This window comes from Pseudomonas sp. G34 (genome assembly GCF_031119625.1).
GTDB lineage: Bacteria > Pseudomonadota > Gammaproteobacteria > Pseudomonadales > Pseudomonadaceae > Aquipseudomonas.
In genome coordinates this window covers 153,077-170,876 of record NZ_JAVHZV010000018.1, presented here as the reverse complement: position 1 = coordinate 170,876, position 17,800 = coordinate 153,077, and the positions used below count along the sequence as shown (strand labels likewise).

Below are 17,800 nucleotides of genomic sequence, written 5' to 3'. Positions count from 1 at the left end.
GTGAAAAGGGCGATTTAGGTACGAACGAAACCTCGCCAGCTTGTGGCCAGCGAGGTGAGGAACCGGTGAGACGCGACCGCAATCGCGCACAAATGGATCCGCTATCTACTAAGACGGGTGAGAAGCGTAAAACCCGCAGCCGCAAATGAAAATAGTTATTTTATAGATTCAGATGCGCTGTTGCTGGTTTGCCGGTAGCTGCGGCGCATTTCTCCCGGCGGGCGCTTGAGCCAGCGCTTGAAGGCGCGCTGGAAGGCTTCGGCAGACGCGAAGCCGAGCAGGTAGGCGATTTCACCGAAGGACAGCTCGGTGTCGCGTACATAGGCGACCGCCAGATCGCGGCGGGTTTCGTTGACGATGGCGCTGAAACGCGTGCCTTCTTCGGCCAACCGCCGGCGCAACGTCCAGGCCGGAAGCTGCAGCTGGCGAGCGATATCGTCCATGTCCGGTTCGCGGCCATGCAGGCGCGGGCCTAGCAACTGGATGACCCGGTCACGCATGTTTTGCGGCCGAGTCAGGCGCTGCAATTCCTGCTCGCAAAGTTGTAACAATTCATGCCAGGTGCCGGGGCAGTGCAGTGGATTGCGCAAATTCAGCGCTTGCTGGTCGAGCCGTAGGCCGTTGAAGTCGGCGTCGAAGGTGGGCGAACAGGCGAACTCCAGTGGGTAGCGCTCGGCGTAATCGGGGGCCGTGAATTCCAGCTGCAGCGCCTGGGCCGCCAGCGGCGTATGGGCGAGGGCACCCAGTTGCTGCAGCCAGGCGGCCAGTACGGTGTCGACCACGAAACGGTTGTAGACGTTGTACGGGCCGATGGAGTGAAAGCGCAGCCAGGCGCCGCCGCTGTCTTCGTGCAGGCTGCAGCGGCCGCGGTAGTTCGAGGCGTACAGGGCCTCGAAACGGATCAGCGTGCGGGCGGCCTCGCGCACCGTGGGGGCCTGGACCGCGGTGATACCGGCCAGGCCAAGCCGGTGCAGGTAGGCGAAGCGGCCCATCAGCAGGCCAAGCGCCGGCTCGCCAGTCAGCGCGATGGCCGCGTGGCCCAGGTGCATGTAACGCGGGATCGACAGCCGCGCGCGGGGTTCGGCGAGGCGCGCGGCATCGAAACCGTAGTGCTCGAGCAACGGCTGCGAGGCATGGCCCAGGTGCTCGACGGCATCGGCCAGGCTGTACAGATAGCCGACGGAGAGGTCGCCCAGGCGGATGGCGGCAGGTTTCATGGCGAGGCGTCGCACGGATGAAGGTGCGCCAGCGTAGCCCGGTGGCCTTGGCAGTGCCAACTTCGCTGTCAGTTTTGATCAGTAGTTTGTCAATTACGATCATTGAGCAGGCGCATCTGCTTCACTATCGTCTGTGCCATACGACCGCTGCCCGCGCAGGCTGCGGCAATTCCGTGATTGACGCCGATGGATCTGACCATGACCGCCTACCCGCACCTGCTCGCTCCCCTGGATCTGGGTTTCGTCACCCTGAAGAACCGCACCCTGATGGGCTCCATGCACACCGGCCTGGAGGAGAAGCCCGGCGGCTTCGAGCGCATGGCGGCGTATTTCGCCGAACGCGCTCGCGGCGGTGTCGGGCTGATGGTCACCGGTGGCATCGCGCCGAACGAAGAGGGCGGCGTGTACGCTGGCGCCGCCAAGCTGAGCACGCCCGAAGAAGCGGACAAACACCGCATCGTCACCGATGCCGTGCACGCTGCCGACGGGTTGATCTGCATGCAGATCCTGCACGCCGGGCGCTATGCCTACAGCCCCAAGCAGGTGGCGCCGAGTGCCATCCAAGCGCCGATCAACCCGTTCAAGCCGCAGGAGCTGGACGAGGCGGGCATCGAGAAACAGATCGCCGACTTCGTCAATTGCGCGGTGCTGGCTCGGCAGGCCGGTTACGACGGCGTGGAAATCATGGGGTCCGAAGGCTACTTCATCAACCAGTTCCTGGTCGCCCATACCAACCAGCGCAGCGACCGCTGGGGCGGCAGTTACGCCAACCGCATGCGCCTGCCGGTGGAAATCGTGCGCCGCGTGCGTGAGGCCGTGGGCAGCGACTTCATCATCATCTATCGCCTGTCGATGCTCGATCTGGTCGAAGGCGGCAGCAGCTGGGACGAAGTCGTGGTGCTGGCCAAGGCCATCGAGGCGGCGGGCGCCACGCTGATCAACACCGGCATCGGCTGGCACGAGGCGCGTATCCCGACCATCGCCACCAAGGTGCCGCGTGCGGCATTCACCAAGGTTACCGCCAAGCTGCGGGGCGAGGTGTCGATCCCGCTGGTTACCACCAACCGCATCAACACCCCGGAAGTGGCCGAGCAGGTGCTGGCCGAGGGCGACGCCGACATGGTGTCGATGGCGCGGCCCTTCCTCGCCGACCCGGAGTTCGTCAACAAGGCCGCCGCCGGCCGCGCGGATGAGATCAACACCTGCATCGGCTGCAACCAGGCGTGCCTCGACCACACCTTTGCCGGCAAGCTGACCACCTGCCTGGTCAACCCGCGGGCCTGCCACGAAACCGAGCTGAACTACATCGCCACCACGGCGGTGAAGTCGATTGCCGTGGTCGGCGCCGGCCCGGCTGGGCTCGCCGCCGCTACCGTGGCCGCCGAGCGTGGGCACCGCGTAACCCTGTTCGATGCGGCGGGGGAAATCGGCGGCCAGTTCAACGTGGCCAAGCGCGTGCCGGGCAAGGAGGAGTTCTTCGAGACCCTGCGCTACTTCAAGCGCAAGCTGGAAACCACCGGCGTCGACCTGCGCCTGAACACCCGGGTGAGCGCGGGCGAGTTGCTGGCCGGCGGCTTCGACGAGGTGATCCTGGCGACCGGTATCGTGCCGCGCACGCCGGCCATCCCAGGTGTCGAACATGCCAAGGTGATCAGCTACCTGGACGCCATCCTGGGGCGCAAGCCGGTGGGCCAGCGCGTTGCGGTGATCGGTGCCGGCGGCATCGGCTTCGACGTCAGCGAGTTCATCACCCACGCCGGCCCGGCCACCAGCCTGGATCGTGAGGCGTTCTGGAAAGAATGGGGCATCGACCCGGCGCTGCACGCCCGTGGTGGCGTCGCCGGGGTGCGGCCGCAAATCGAGCCCGCGGCGCGCCAGGTGTTCCTGCTGCAGCGCAAGAAGAGCAAGGTCGGCGACGGCCTGGGCAAGACCACCGGCTGGATCCATCGCGCCGGCCTGAAGAACAAGCGGGTGCAGATGATCAATGCCGTGGAATACCTGCAGATCGACGACGCGGGCCTGCATATCCGCGTGGCCGACGGCGAGCCCCAGGTATTGCCGGTGGATACGGTGATTCTCTGCGCCGGTCAGGACCCGTTGCGCGAGCTGCAGGACGAACTGCTTGCCGGCGGTGCGTCGGTGCACCTGATCGGCGGCGCCGACGTGGCCGCCGAGCTGGATGCCAAGCGCGCGATCAACCAGGGCTCGCGGTTGGCGGCAGAACTCTAGGAACCTGTGCGCGACCTTTTTTAGGCATTGGAGAGGCTGTTACAAGGCAAAAGCGGACGTTCCCCGCGTAGGGTGGACAACGCTCTTTTTGTCCACCATTGCGCTCGCAGAGCGGTGGACGGATCGGGCCGCGTAGGTGAAGCGTCGTCCACCCTACGGAAGGCCGCTATCGCCACTTTGCAGTCAAAGCGCTGCAGTCGAGCGGAGAGATCGTGAACAGGCGCTGAATTTGCACTTTCGCCAAGGCTCTACCGAATCGGTCACAGTTCTGCGGCGCCGTTCGTCACGCAGCTGAATGACTGCCAACCGGGTCACACCGGCTGTAACGGATTGTCGCCTAGACTTGCCTGGCTGCCGCCTCACCGCGGCCGCATACATGGACCGAGAACCGTTATTCGCCTGGAGAACATCGATGAGCAAGCCGCAACTGATCGAGGCCGTGATGTTCTTCGCCCCGGACGGCAGCATTGGCAAGCAGATGTTCTACACCGAATTCGAGACGCTGCTCGATGGCCTGGTGAAGATGCCGGCCTTTGCCGACGAGCAGGTGCGTGCGGTGTACGTGGTGATCAGCGGCCGCCTGCAGATTCGTTCGGCGGTGTTCTTCTACCTGGATTTCGATGAAACCGGCGCGCCCGACGCTGGCTGGAATATTCCCCTGCAGCAGATGGCCGAGCGTGCCGGGCGCGGTCCCGACCTGGGCGCCGGGCCGATTCGCCTGGGCTGCCGCAGCCAGTGCCCGGTGTCCTGGCACCAGATGCACCTCTGGGATCCCAGCCTGGTGCCCGGCAACAACGACCTGGCTACCTTGCGCGACACGGTGCGGGTCAACAGTCTCGGCATCCTGCTGCAGGAAGAGGAAACCCCGGCCGTGGCGCCCGAGCGGCTGCAGGTGGCCTCGGAGGATCAGTGGTACGCCGTCGACCCAGCCCGCGACATGGCCGAAAAGCTGGCCGAGCGGCTGTCCCACGATTACCGGCAGAAGGCCGCGCAGCTGGTTCGCCAGCAGCGCGAGCGGTTATCCGCTCAGGCCCTTGAACACCAGACCGAGCTGACGCGCGTTGCCGCCCGCAGCGATGCACAGCTGGCCGAGCTGCAGGGCCAGATGCAGGCCCTGCGCCAGGCGCTGCGTCAGCAGGAAGGGTTCAACCAGAAACTGAAAGCCCAACTGGCCGAGCAACTGGCAGCCCAGCAGAGCGAACGTGAAGAGATGGCGGTGCGGGTGCGCGCTGCCGAGCGCCACGCCCGCACCGAGCGCGAGATCCTGCGCGAACAGTTCGACGAAGAGTTGCACGCGCGCCTTCTCGCCACCCAGGCGGCGGCCGAGGAGCAGGCGCGCCGTCGTGAGGGCGAAGCTGCCCAGCGCGGCGCCAGCCAGGTGCTCGAACGCCTGGCCGCGCAAGGCGTGGTGTTCGTGGTGTTCCACCCGGGCGCCGGGCACCTGACCGTGCCGCTGCAGGATGTCGACCGCTACCTGGCCAGCCCCCTGGCCTATGCCGCGAGCAAGTGCTTCGTAGCGGAAAGCCAATATCGTCAGTGGCTCGAGCACTATCAGCGGCCCCGTTGCGAAGGTTTGCAGGCGGAGGGTCAGCGCTGCGACGTCGCCCTCGAACGGGTCGAGACGCCCGGGCGTTTCGTGGCCGGTGAATCCAACTGCTGCATGCTGCACAAGGCCGCCCGCCTGCGTACCGTCGGCTAAGTTAAACTCACGGCCTTTTTCCGGGCCGTCCGTTCATGATCTCGATACCACGTGCAGCCATCGATGCCTGGCATCCCCAGGCGCCGCTGCAGCGCCTGCATTTCGACTGGTTGGCCGGGGTCGAGCTGGCGGTGCTGCGCCTGGATCTGATCGACCCGCTGATCAGCGGCAACAAGTGGTTCAAGCTCGCCCCCCATCTACGTCGCGCCGCTGAGCAGGGTGCGCGCGGCATCATCAGCCTGGGCGGCGCCCACTCCAATCACCTGCATGCGCTGGCCGCTGCCGGGCAACGCTTTTCCTTCGCCACCGTTGGCCTGTTGCGCGGCGATCCGCAGGACACGCCTACCGTTGCCGATCTGCAGCGGTTCGGCATGCAGCTGCACTGGCTGGGTTACGGCGGCTATCGCCAGCGGCATCGCGCTGCGTTCTGGACACCCTGGCTGGCGCGTTATGCGGATTTTCTGGCAGTGCCCGAGGGTGGCGGTGGGCTGCCGGGCGCCCTGGGCTGTGCGGGCTTGCCGGCGATGGTCGCCTCGCAATTGCCGGCACTCGGCTGGGACGATTACCACGGCTGGTGGCTGGCCGCCGGTACCGGCACCACCCTGGCCGGGCTGGTGATGGGCGAGGGCGGGCAACGTACCGTGCACGGCGCCCTGGCGGTGCCGCTGGACCATGGCGTGCCCGAGCAGGTGCGCGCGCTACTGGCCGAGGCGGGGCGTGGCCCCGGCGGATACCAATTGCTGGAGGCCTGCCGTGGTGGCTTCGCGCGTCAGGATGCCGAGCTGCTGGCCTTCATGGCGCAGAGCGAGGCGCAAACGGGTCTGCCGCTCGAGCCGCTGTATACCGCCAAGGCGCTGCTGGCCCTGCGTGAGGCTATCGAACGAGGCGAGGTCGAGGCGGGCACACGGCTGATCTTCGTGCATACCGGCGGCTTGCAAGGTCGCTGCGCAGCTGCCGCTTCAGCTCGTTGAGGGCGGCGCGGCACCTGGCTCGGTACCGCTGGCAGGCCAGGCGTCGGCTATCAGAAAGATCCGCTGGCGCTCGGCAAGCGAGCCGCTGCCATCGGGTTGCAGGTCGACCAATAGCTGTGCGCCGGCATCTGCCGCCAGGCCGTCCCGCCACACCTGCAGCTGCGTGCCGGACCACCCTTGCGCTGCAGGCAGTTTCGCGGGCGCCAGCCAGGCGCTCCGGGGCAGCGGTTGCCAGCGTGCATCCGGGTACTCGGCCCGTAGCGCCGGCCATTGCTGGCGGTGCAGCCAGGCGCCACGCAGGTGCGCCGGCTCAGCCTCTGCCGGCGGTGCGCAAGGCCGTTCATAGGGGTAGAACAGATAGCCGCCTAGCCACATCGAGGCCTGGACCGGCGTGCTGGCCAACGCCTGCAGTGCCTGCTGCGCCTCTGCCGAGGCCGACAGCGGCAGCTGATGGCTCGCGAGGTGTTCGAGCTTCAGATCCAGGCGGTCGCGACCGCCCGGGCCGATCCAGTGGTGCGGCGCCAGAGGCGGCTGGCCCAGATAGAGTTTGATCGCCAGCTCCACATGGTGCACGCCGCTGGCATCGCGCAGCAGCAGGTCCAGCTCGCCGAGGGTATGGCCGCCCTGGCGAATCGGCAGGTTGGCGGCCAGCACCTCGATGCCCGGCGCCGCCTGCAGGGCGAACTGCCACAGGCGCTCGTAGTAGAGACCCAGACGGCGCACCGAACTGCGCGACAGCCATTCGTGCAGTGCCTGCGGCGCCCCATCCTGGCGTTGCAGCCAATCGGCCAGCCGGCCCGGTTCTGCAGCCCAGCCCGAGTCGGCCAGTGGGTGGCGCTGCGGCCAGGGCGTATGGGCGAGCAGCGGTGGCGACAACAGCGTCCAGGCCAGATCACGCACGGCAGGTTCGCTGAGGTGGCGGGGCAGGTCGGCAAGCGTGTAGAAGGGATTCATCGCAGCAGCATAGGCTTTTGCTGGGGTTGGCGTCAGGGTTTGCTGGCGCAGGGAGCTTTCACACATAATCAATTGACTAGAGCCAGAGCCTTGCGGGAGCCCCATGGAGCAGTTTCGTAATATCGGCATCATCGGCCGCCTGGGCAGCACCCAGGTGCTCGACACCATTCGCCGCCTGAAAAAATTCCTGCTCGAGCGTCAGTTGCACGTGATTCTCGATGACACCATTGCCGAAGTGCTGCCGGGCCATGGCCTGCAGACCTCGGCGCGCAAGCATCTGGGTGAGTTTTGCGACCTGGTGATCGTGGTCGGCGGCGACGGCAGCATGCTCGGCGCCGGTCGCGCCCTGGCGCGCCACAAGGTGCCGGTGCTGGGTATCAACCGCGGCAACCTGGGCTTTCTCACCGACATCCGCCCCGATGAGCTGGAGTCCAAGGTCGCCGAGGTGCTGGAAGGCAATTACCTGACCGAGAACCGCTTTCTGCTGGAAACCGAGGTACGCCGGCATTCCGAGGCGATCGGCCAGGGCGATGCGCTCAACGACGTGGTGCTGCACCCGGGCAAGTCGAACCGGATGATCGAGTTCGAGCTGTATATCGATGGCCAGTTCGTCTGCAGCCAGAAGGCCGACGGGCTGATCGTCGCCACGCCGACCGGCTCCACGGCCTATGCGCTGTCGGCGGGCGGGCCGATCATGCATCCCAAGCTCGATGCCATCGTCGTGGTACCCATGTACCCGCACACGCTGTCCAGCCGGCCGATCGTGGTGGATGGCAACAGCGAGCTGAAGATCGTCGTTTCCAAGGACCTGCAGCTCTACCCGCAGGTATCGTGCGACGGCCAGAACCATTTCACCTGTGCACCGGGCGACACCATCACGGTGCGCAAGAAGTCCCAGAAGCTGTGCCTGATCCATCCGCTGGATCACAACTACTACGAGGTCTGCCGTACCAAGCTGGGCTGGGGTAGCCGACTCGGCGGAGGCGACTGATGCAGCTCGATCCGTCTCGCGGTTATGACCTGATCGGTGATGTGCACGGTTGCGCCAATACCCTGGTGCGCCTGCTCGAACGCATGGGTTACCGCCGCCAGAACGGTGTCTGGCGCCACCCCCAGCGCATGGCGATCTTCCTCGGCGACCTGATCGATCGCGGCCCGCGCATTCGCGAATCCGTGCACCTGGTGCACGACATGGTGCGCGCCGGCGAGGCGCTGTGCATCATGGGCAATCACGAGTTCAACGCCCTGGGCTGGATGACCCCGGCGCCACCGGGCTGCGGGCGCGCGTTCGTGCGCGAGCACACCGCGCGGCATGAGCGGCTGATCGGCGAAACCCTGCGGCAGTTCGAGGCCTACCCGCACGAGTGGCGCGACATGCTGGCGTGGTTCTTTGAGCTGCCGCTGTTTCTCGATGCCGGCCATTTCCGCGTGGTGCACGCCTGCTGGGACGAGGACATGATCGCCTCGCTGCGCCAGCAGTTCCCGGATGGCTGCATCGACGAACATTTCCTGCAGGCTTCGGCCGTGCCCGGCAGCTACGCCTGCACGGTGCTCGACCGGTTGCTGCGCGGCACCGACATGCGCCTGCCCGGTGGGCTGACCATGACCAGCAGCGACGGCTTCACCCGCTCGTTCTTCCGCACCAAGTTCTGGGAAGGCAACCCGCTGACCTACGGCGACGTGCAGTTCCAGCCCGACCCGTTGCCCGAGCAGGTGGCCTGCCTGCCGCTCAGCGCAGAGGACAAGGCCCGGCTGCTGACCTACGGCGCCGAGCAGCCGCCGTTGTTCGTCGGCCACTACTGGCGCAGCGGCACGCCGGCGCCGATCTGCCCGAATATCGCCTGCCTGGATTACAGCGCGGTGATGTACGGCAAGCTGGTGGCCTACCGGCTGGATCAGGAAACCCGTCTGGACCCGGCCAAGTTCGTCTGGGTCGAAGTGGAAAAGCCGGAGGCTGGCCAATGAGCCCGGTGATCGCCCTGCGCGCGCCGCTGGAGCAGGATCTGGCGGCGTTCATCAGCCTGCTGGCCAGGCTGGGTGTGCCGCACCGGGTGGCCGAGCAGGGCAACGAGCAGGTGCTCTGGGTAGCGGACGAACAGATCGCTGCCCAGGTACGCGAGCTCTATGCACGGGCGCCCGAGGGCGATCCGAATCTGCAGCCACTGCGCCCGCCGGTTGCCAGCACGCGGCCGGGCATCGCTGCCCAGGCCAGGCGCAGCCCGCTGACCCTGATCGTCCTGGCGCTGACCCTGCTGGTCGCGCTGCTGACCTGGGGCGGCGAAGACTACGACGTGGTGCGCTGGCTGAGCTTCGTCGACTTCCAGATCGAAGGGCAGTACATCTACTTCGGCACCTTTGCCCAGGTCGTCGACAGCGGCCAGTGGTGGCGCCTGCTGACCCCCATGTTGCTGCACTTCGGCATCCTCCACCTGGCGATGAACAGCCTGTGGTACTGGGAGCTGGGGCGGCGCATCGAGACGCGCCAGGGCGCGCTGATGCTGTTGCTGCTCACCCTGTGGTTCGGCCTGGCCGCCAACGTGGCGCAATACCTCTACGCCGGGCCCGCGCTGTTCGGCGGCCTGTCCGGCGTGCTCTACGGGTTGCTCGGCCACTGCTGGCTGTTCCAGTGGCTGGCGCCGAACGCGGCGTACAGGCTGCCGCGCGGTGTGCTGGTGAGCATGCTGGTGTGGCTGTTGATCTGCATGACCGGGGTGTTCGAGCTGTTGCAGTTCGGCGCCATCGCCAATGCCGCCCACGTCGGCGGGCTGGTCGCCGGTTGCTTGACCGGGCTGGTCGGAGGCTTCCTGGCCCGCCAGCTGGCGAGGCGCTGAGCGCCTCGGCTTGACCGGCCAGATAGGGTAGAATCGGGGCTTTTCCAGCCCCGGAGTCAGCCATGTCCTCCTTCGTCGAATTGATCCGCAACATCACCCCGGACGTGTATGAAAGCCTCAAGCTGGCCGTGGAGATCGGCAAGTGGCCCGATGGCCGCAAGCTGACCCAGGAGCAGAAGGAACTGAGCCTGCAGGCGATGATCGCCTGGGAAATCGAGAACCTGCCCGAGGATCAGCGCACCGGTTACATGGGCGCGTCCGAATGTGCCTCGAAGTCCGAGCCCGTCCCGAACATCCTGTTCAAGTCCTCGGAAACCCTGCACTGATGTTCGAAGTAGCCCGCGGCGCCCTGAGCAAGATGGCCACCCAGCTCGATGCGCCAGTGCAGTATGCATTTCGCCTCGGTGACGAGCAGATCGCCGTCAACCCGATGATCGGCAAGACCGTGCGCCTGGAGTTTCTCGGCGCGATTCATTGCAGCCATTGCGGCCGCAAGACCAAGACCAGCTTCAGCCAGGGCTACTGCTACCCGTGCATGCAGAAGCTCGCCCAGTGCGACCTGTGCATCATGAGCCCCGAGCGCTGCCACTATGACGCCGGCACCTGCCGTGATCCCGCTTGGGGCGAGCAGTTCTGCATGACCGATCACGTGGTGTACCTGGCCAACTCGTCGGGCATCAAGGTCGGTATCACCCGCGCCACGCAGATTCCCACCCGCTGGATCGACCAGGGCGCCACCCAGGCGCTGCCGATCATGCGGGTGGCCACGCGTCAGCAGTCCGGCTTCGTCGAAGACCTGCTGCGCAGCCAGGTGGCGGACAAGACCAACTGGCGCGCGCTGCTCAAGGGCGATGCGGCGCCGGTCGACCTGCTGCACGTGCGCGAGCAGATTTTCGACGCCTGCGCAGGCGGCATCACCAGCCTGCAAGAGCGCTTCGGCCTGCAGGCCGTGCAGCCGCTCAATGCGCAGAGCGTGGTGGAGATCCGTTACCCGATCGAGGGCTATCCTGCCAAGATCACCAGCTTCAACCTGGACAAGAATCCCGTCGCCGAAGGCACGTTGCTGGGCATCAAGGGCCAGTACCTGATGTTCGATACCGGCGTGATCAATATTCGCAAGTACACCGCTTACCAGATCGCTGCCAGCTGCGCCGCCTGACCGGCAGGCGCGGCTGACGCCATTCACCTGTCTGCCACGCCAGCTGGCGCGGCATCGAAGAGGTTTCCCATGCGCACCGAACAATCCAAGACCATCTACCTGAAGGACTATCAGGCGCCGGATTACCTGATCGACGAAACCCACCTGACCTTCGAGCTGTTCGAGGATCACACCCTGGTGCACGCCCAGCTGGTGATGCGCCGCAACCCGGCGTTGTCGGCCGAACTGCCGGCCCTGGTGCTGGACGGTCAGCAGCTGGAGCTGTTGCACCTCAAGCTCGATGACCGCGAACTGGCTGCCGGCGACTATCAGCTGACCGACAGCACGCTCAGCGTGCAGCCCACCCAGGCCAGCTTCGTGATCGACAGCACGGTGCGCATCCACCCGGAAAGCAACACCGCGCTGGAAGGGCTGTACAAGTCCAGCGGCATGTTCTGCACCCAGTGCGAGGCCGAGGGTTTCCGCAAGATCACCTACTACCTCGACCGCCCGGACGTGATGAGCAGCTTCACCACCACGCTCAGCGGCGACAAGCAGAAGTACCCGATCCTGCTCTCCAACGGCAACCCGATTGCCAGCGGCGAGGAGGGCGATGGTCGCCACTGGGCGACCTGGGAAGACCCGTTCAAGAAGCCGGCCTACCTGTTCGCCCTGGTGGCCGGTGACCTGTGGTGCGTGGAAGACAAGTTCACCACCATGAGCGCCCGTGAAGTGACGCTGCGCATCTACGTCGAGCCGGAAAACATCGACAAGGTGCAGCACGCCATGGACAGCCTGAAGAAGTCCATGAAGTGGGACGAAGAGGTGTATGGCCGCGAGTACGACCTGGACATCTTCATGATCGTCGCGGTCAATGACTTCAACATGGGCGCCATGGAGAACAAGGGCCTCAACATCTTCAACTCCAGCGCCGTGCTGGCCCGTGCCGAAACCGCTACCGACGCCGCCCACCAGCGCGTCGAGGCGATCGTCGCCCACGAGTACTTCCACAACTGGTCCGGCAACCGGGTGACCTGCCGCGACTGGTTCCAGCTGTCGCTCAAGGAAGGCTTCACGGTGTTCCGTGATGCCGCCTTCTCGGCGGACATGAACTCGGCCACGGTCAAGCGCATCCAGGACGTCGCCTACCTGCGCACCCACCAGTTCGCCGAAGACGCCGGCCCTATGGCCCACCCGGTGCGCCCGGATGCGTACATGGAAATCTCCAACTTCTACACCCTGACCATCTACGAGAAGGGTGCCGAAGTGCTGCGCATGATCCACACCCTGCTCGGCGCCGAGGCGTTCCGCAAGGGCTCGGACCTGTACTTCGAGCGCCACGACGGCCAGGCCGTGACCTGCGACGATTTCGTCAAGGCCATGGAGGATGCCAGCGGCCAGGACCTGACCCAGTTCAAGCGCTGGTACACCCAGGCCGGCACGCCGCGCCTGGCCGTCAGCGAAAGCTACGATGCTGCCGCGCAAACCTACACCCTGAGCTTCACCCAGAGCTGCCCGGCCACGCCGGGGCAGAGCGCGAGCAGCAAGCTGCCGTTCGTGATTCCGGTGGAGCTGGGCTTGCTGGACGGGCAGGGCAATGACCTGCCGCTGCGCCTGCAGGGCGAGGTCGCTGCCGTGGGGAGCAACCGCGTGCTGTCGGTCACCGAGGCGCAGCAGTCGTTCACCTTCGTCGACATGGCCGAGAAGCCGCTGCCGTCGCTGCTGCGCGGCTTCAGTGCACCGGTGAAGCTGCACTTCGCCTACGACCGTGACCAGCTGATGTTCCTCATGCAGCACGACAGCGACGGCTTCAACCGCTGGGAGGCCGGCCAGCAGCTCAGCGTGCAGGTGCTGCAGGAGCTGATCGGCCAATACCAGCGCGGCGAAGCGCTGGTGCTCGATGGGCGCCTGGTCAGCGCACTGCGCACCTTGCTGCAGGACGATTCGCTGGATCAGGCCATGGTTGCCGAGATGCTCTCGCTGCCCGGTGAGGCCTACCTCACCGAGATCAGCGACGTGGCCGACGTCGACGCCATTCATGGCGCCCGCGAGTTCGCCCGCCAGCAGTTGGCCGAGGCGCTGTTCGAGCCGCTGTGGCAGCGTTACCAGGCCAACCGCGAGATTTCGCGCAACACGCCTTACGTCGCCGAAGCCGAGCATTTCGCCCGCCGCGCGCTGCAGAACATCGCGCTGTCCTACCTGATGCTCGGTGACCAGCCCCAGGTGCTGGCCGCGGCCCTCGATCAGTTCGAGAGCAGCGACAACATGACCGAGCGCCTGACTGCCCTGGCGGTGCTGGTCAACTCGCCGTTCGAGGCCGAGCGCAGCAAGGCGCTCGAAGCCTTCGCCGAGCAATTCAAGGACAACGCCTTGGTCATGGACCAGTGGTTCAGCGTGCAGGCCGCCAGCACCTTGCCGGGTGGCCTGGCCCGCGTGCAGGCGCTGATGGAGCACCCGGCGTTCACCTTGAAGAACCCCAACAAGGTGCGCGCGCTGATCAGCGCCTTCGCCGGGCAGAACCTGGTGAACTTCCATGCCATCGACGGCAGCGGCTACCGCTTCCTGGCCGACCAGGTGATCGTGCTCAATGCGCTGAACCCGCAGATCGCCTCGCGCCTGCTGGCGCCACTGACCCGCTGGCGCAAATACGGCCCTGCGCGCCAGGCGCTGATGAAGGCCGAGCTGGAGCGCATTCTCGCTTCCGGTGAGCTGTCGCCCGACGTTTACGAAGTGGTCAGCAAGAGCCTCGCCTGAGGCTCTGCCCGAGGCGGCGTCGGCCGCTTCGGGCAGCAGGTGCAGCCTGCCCCTCCGGTGTCCGTTCTGGACGCCACCAGCCCCACCCTGATGCCCCTTGCGTTGTTACCAGCGGCTTGCGTGGTAACAACTTTCTGTTACCTCAGGGAATGAAAAGCTATCCCTGCGCCCGGCCACACACTTAATATCGCGCCCGCTTTCCTGATGCTGGCATATGGCCGGTTTTTTTTACCGCCTGTGCGGCGTTTCGACAGCGTGCTGAAAGGTCTTTTGAGCGATTCTGGGTGGATATCGGGGTGCAGCTGGTCAGTGGCCGACCAGTCACAAAGCGACGCTACGGAGCTGCTCTAGAAAAGCACTTTCAGCTAATACGATCGTTTGAATTGGCACCAAGGTTGCACTGCACTAGGCAGTGACGCCAGCCAGTCCAAGGTCATCAACGGGTATCTCGCCAGGCCCATCGGAAAATGGGCCGCAACGAACAATGACTGACTGTCTGCGGAGTAGCGATTCAATGCGTATCAAGTCCCTTGAGCAGCCCCAGCGGGCAAAGGCCGGTTTTGCCCTGGCCAGCATGCTGCCGTTGCTGGCTGCCGCGCCCGTGCAGGCGGTGGAGTTCAGCTTTGCCGATAACGAGGTCAGCGGTTCGCTGGACACCACGTTGTCCTACGGGCAGCTGTGGCGTGTGCAGGGGCAGAGCCGGGGCAACGACGACGTCAACGTCAACGACGGCAACCGCAACTTCGACACCGGCCTGGCCTCGGAAGTGTTCAAGATCACCTCGGATCTGGAGATGAACTACCAGAACTACGGGCTGTTCGTGCGCGGCACGGCGTTCTATGACACGCAGATCATGGACAAGCGCAACGACTACTACAGCGGCAACCGCAGCGCTCAGCCCAGCCAGAACAGCCCCAACAATGATCGTTTTACCCGCGACACGCGGCACGCCGCCGGTCGCGACGCGCAGATTCTCGATGCCTACCTCTACGGCAACTGGGACCTCGCCGAGCACCTGGTCAGCGCGCGCCTGGGCCGCCAGGTGTTCAACTGGGGCGAAGGGCTGTTCTACCGCGGTGGGGTGAACACCAGCAACCCGGTGGACGGCGCCCGTTTCCGCCTGCCGGGCGCTGAACTCAAGGAAGTGCTGATCCCCGTCGAGGCGGTCAGCTTCAATATCGGCCTGACCGACAACCTGTCGATGGAAACCTTCTACCAGTTCAAGTGGAAGGAAACCGCCATCGATCCGGTGGGCAGCTATTTTGCCGAGACCGATCTGTTCGCCGAAGGCGGCAGCACCGCCTACACCCGCAACGCCGCCCTGGGCAGCGCCGCCTTCCGAGGCAACTACGCCGGCCTGAGTGCCCTTGGCGTCGGCGGGCTGCAGGGCAGCGAGTACCTCGACAGCAATGGCTACTTCAAGGTCGCCAGCATCGGCTCGGATATCGAGGCCAAGGATGACGGTCAGTTCGGCGTCGCCTTTCGCTATATCGCCGAGCAACTCAATTCCACCGAATTCGGTTTCTATTTCGTCAACTACCACGCCAAGGAGCCAACGCTGCATGCCGACCTGGATGGCTTCTCCGGTCTGAATCTGGATGCCATTACCAGCGCCGCCAGTGGCGGCGGCTTTCCCAGCTATGGGGCGTTGCTCGCCGCCGCGGGCGCTGGCAGCGTGCCGGCGCAGAACCTGCTGGGGTTGGTCAACGGCGCCGCCACCGTGGATGCCGCCAACCAGGTCAATGCTCGCCGCGAGTATGTGGAGAACATCCGCATGTATGGCTTCAGCTTCAACACCACCCTGGGCGATGCCTCGGTGTTCGGTGAACTGGCCTACCGGCCGAACCTGCCAATCGGCGTGGCTGCCACCAACGACCTGCTCGGCGATCTGCTGCGCCAGGCGCCGCGCCTGGTGCAGGGCCAGCAGGGCAACATCGGTGGCCAGACCCTACAGCTGGGTGATGAAATCCACAACTACGAGCGCGTCGAGGCCTTCAACGCCTCGCTGGGCAGCATCTACAACTTCGGCCCGTCGCTGGGCTTCGATGCGCTGACCGGGGTCGCCGAACTGGCCTCCGAACACCTGCGCGGCAGCGACCTGAAATACACCGCTTTCGATGGCTCGACCCGCTATTACTCGGGGCGCGGCGATTCGTCCTACGTGTTCGGCTACGGGCGCAGCTACCAGGTCAACAAGAATGCCTACGGCTACACCCTGGCGCTGTCGGGCACCTGGAACGACGTGTTTGCAGGGGTGAACCTGTCGCCCTTCGTCGTCTATCGTGATGATTTCGAGGGCAACTCCTACCAGACCGGGCGTTTCATCGAGGGCCGCAAGGCCTACACCCTCGGCGTCAAGGCGGCCTACATGAACAGCCTGGAAGCCGAACTGCAGTACACCGAGTTCTCCGGCGGTGGTAATAACAACGGCGTGCGCGACCGCGACAACGTCGGCTTCAACGTCAAATACTCTTTCTGACCACGGGGAAACAGCATGCTGAACATCAAGGGTGTCGCCGTCGCGCTGGTGCTGCTGGCCGGCAACAGCATGGCGGCCGTGTCGCCGCAGGAGGCTGCCAAGCTCGGCAGCAGCCTGACGCCGCTGGGCGCTGAAAAAGCTGGCAACGCCGCCGGCAGCATTCCCCCGTGGAGCGGCGGCATCACCCAGGCGCCGGCCGGCTACAAGGGCTCGGGCACCCACCATATCGACCCGTTCGCCGCTGACAAGCCGCTGTTCACCATCACCCGCGCCAACCTGGCCCAGTACCGCGATCAGCTGACGCCGGGGCAGGTGGCGTTGTTCGAGACCTATCCGGATAGCTTCCAGATGCCGGTCTACCCCAGCCGCCGCTCCGGCTCGGCGCCGCAGTGGGTGTACGACAACACCGCGAAGAACGCGGTCAGCGCCAAACTGCTCGACGGCGGTAACGGCTTTGCCGATGCCTTCGGCGGCATCCCGTTCCCGATTCCACAGAATGGCGTCGAGGCCCTGTGGAATCACATCGCCCGCTACCGTGGCACCTACGTGGTGCGCCGCGCTTCGGAAGTGGCGGTGCAGCGCAACGGCTCCTATTCGCTGGTCACCTCGCAGCAGGAAGCGCTGTTCAAGTTCTACGACCCGAAAGGCAGCTACGCCAGCCTCAACAACATCCTGTTCTACTACCTGTCGGCAACCCGCAGCCCGGCGCGGCTGGCCGGTGGCGCGGTGCTGGTGCACGAGACCCTGGACCAGGTCAAGCAGCCGCGGCAGGCCTGGGGCTACAACGCCGGCCAGCGCCGTGTGCGCCGCGCGCCAAACCTGGCTTATGACACGCCGATCTCCGCTGCCGACGGCCTGCGTACCGCCGATGACACCGACATGTTCAACGGCGCCCCGGATCGCTACGACTGGAAGCTGCTCGGCAAGCGGGAAATCTACATTCCCTACAACAGCTACAAGCTCACCAGCGCGCAGGTGAAGTACAAGGATCTGCTGCAGGTCGGCCATCTCAACCCGGCCTACACGCGCTACGAGCTGCACCGTGTGTGGGTGGTGGAGGGCACGCTCAAGAGCGGCGCCCGGCATATCTATTCCAAGCGTACCCTGTACCTGGACGAAGACAGCTGGCAGGCCGCCGTGGTCGATCAGTACGATGGCCGTGGCGAGCTGTGGCGCGTATCGATGGCCTACCTGAAGAACTATTACGAGCTGCCGACTACCTGGTCTGCACTGGACGTGTTCCATGACCTGCAGGCGCGCCGCTACCACGTGCAGAATCTGGACAACGAGGAAGCCAACACCATCGACTTCAGCCAGCCGACTGCCGATGATGGCTACTTCACGCCGGCCCAGCTGCGCCGCCGTGGCACCCGCTGAGGCCGAGGTGGCGCGGGCCGTGCGGCAGGCATTCGCGCGGTCGATAACACGGGCTTTTTCTTACAAAACAGCAGATCGTGGTGGCTACCATGTTCCGCAAACGCCGATAGCATAGGCGGCGCCGAGCAGGCGCTAAATAACAAGAACAAAG

Annotated in this window: 13 protein-coding genes; 11 read left to right on the top strand and 2 right to left on the bottom strand. The window is 65.3% G+C overall.

Annotated features, from left to right (window positions below; translation table 11 throughout):
• Positions 1-155 precede the first annotated feature (155 nt).
• On the bottom strand, positions 156-1,217 hold the full coding sequence (locus tag QYS36_RS13315) for an AraC family transcriptional regulator (protein WP_308839929.1): 1,062 nt from the start codon (positions 1,215-1,217) through the stop codon (positions 156-158).
• 198 nt (positions 1,218-1,415) lie between these two features.
• Between QYS36_RS13315 and QYS36_RS13310 the strand changes: the two genes are divergently transcribed.
• The 3 genes from QYS36_RS13310 to QYS36_RS13300 all read left to right on the top strand — a co-directional run bounded on the left by QYS36_RS13310 (position 1,416) and on the right by QYS36_RS13300 (position 6,116).
• Positions 1,416-3,446 carry an NADPH-dependent 2,4-dienoyl-CoA reductase gene (locus tag QYS36_RS13310; RefSeq protein ID WP_308839928.1) on the top strand — a complete coding sequence of 677 codons (2,031 nt, stop codon included), beginning with the start codon at positions 1,416-1,418 and terminating at the stop codon, positions 3,444-3,446.
• Between the two features lie 412 nt (positions 3,447-3,858).
• Positions 3,859-5,145 (top strand): chromosome partitioning protein ParA, encoded by a 1,287-nt coding sequence (locus tag QYS36_RS13305; RefSeq protein WP_308839927.1) that lies wholly within the window; start codon positions 3,859-3,861, stop codon positions 5,143-5,145.
• Positions 5,146-5,180: 35 nt separating this feature from the next.
• Complete coding sequence (locus QYS36_RS13300; RefSeq protein WP_308839926.1) at positions 5,181-6,116, top strand: pyridoxal-phosphate dependent enzyme; 936 nt, start codon at positions 5,181-5,183, stop codon at positions 6,114-6,116.
• Here the strand turns inward: QYS36_RS13300 and QYS36_RS13295 are convergent.
• Positions 6,105-7,175, bottom strand: coding sequence for a DUF1853 family protein (locus QYS36_RS13295; RefSeq protein ID WP_308839925.1), 1,071 nt, complete (start codon positions 7,173-7,175; stop codon positions 6,105-6,107). The two genes, QYS36_RS13300 and QYS36_RS13295, sit on opposite strands and share 12 nt — an antisense overlap.
• Between QYS36_RS13295 and QYS36_RS13290 the strand changes: the two genes are divergently transcribed.
• The 8 genes from QYS36_RS13290 to QYS36_RS13255 all read left to right on the top strand — a co-directional run bounded on the left by QYS36_RS13290 (position 7,174) and on the right by QYS36_RS13255 (position 17,649).
• Positions 7,174-8,061, top strand: a complete 888-nt coding sequence (locus QYS36_RS13290; RefSeq protein ID WP_073268818.1) for an NAD(+) kinase — start codon at positions 7,174-7,176, stop codon at positions 8,059-8,061. The two genes, QYS36_RS13295 and QYS36_RS13290, sit on opposite strands and share 2 nt — an antisense overlap.
• A complete protein-coding gene (locus tag QYS36_RS13285; RefSeq protein ID WP_308839924.1) occupies positions 8,061-9,035 on the top strand; it encodes a metallophosphoesterase in 975 nt (324 codons plus the stop codon). The genes QYS36_RS13290 and QYS36_RS13285 overlap by 1 nt, the downstream gene beginning before the upstream one ends.
• The gene (locus QYS36_RS13280; protein WP_308839923.1) at positions 9,032-9,901 is read left to right on the top strand and encodes a rhomboid family intramembrane serine protease; all 870 of its coding nucleotides are present in this window, start codon (positions 9,032-9,034) and stop codon (positions 9,899-9,901) included. The genes QYS36_RS13285 and QYS36_RS13280 overlap by 4 nt, the downstream gene beginning before the upstream one ends.
• 62 nt (positions 9,902-9,963) lie before the next feature.
• Positions 9,964-10,227 carry a YeaC family protein gene (locus QYS36_RS13275; protein ID WP_070886441.1) on the top strand — a complete coding sequence of 88 codons (264 nt, stop codon included), beginning with the start codon at positions 9,964-9,966 and terminating at the stop codon, positions 10,225-10,227.
• Positions 10,227-11,060, top strand: coding sequence for a DUF2797 domain-containing protein (locus QYS36_RS13270; RefSeq protein ID WP_308839922.1), 834 nt, complete (start codon positions 10,227-10,229; stop codon positions 11,058-11,060). The genes QYS36_RS13275 and QYS36_RS13270 overlap by 1 nt, the downstream gene beginning before the upstream one ends.
• 69 nt (positions 11,061-11,129) lie before the next feature.
• A complete protein-coding gene (gene pepN / locus QYS36_RS13265) occupies positions 11,130-13,793 on the top strand; it encodes an aminopeptidase N (RefSeq protein ID WP_308839921.1) in 2,664 nt (887 codons plus the stop codon).
• A 514-nt stretch (positions 13,794-14,307) separates the two neighbouring features.
• The gene (locus tag QYS36_RS13260) at positions 14,308-16,272 is read left to right on the top strand and encodes a DUF1302 domain-containing protein (protein ID WP_308839920.1); all 1,965 of its coding nucleotides are present in this window, start codon (positions 14,308-14,310) and stop codon (positions 16,270-16,272) included.
• 15 nt (positions 16,273-16,287) lie between these two features.
• Entirely contained in the window at positions 16,288-17,649 is a 1,362-nt protein-coding gene (locus tag QYS36_RS13255) for a DUF1329 domain-containing protein (protein ID WP_308839919.1), read from the top strand.
• Positions 17,650-17,800 lie beyond the last annotated feature (151 nt).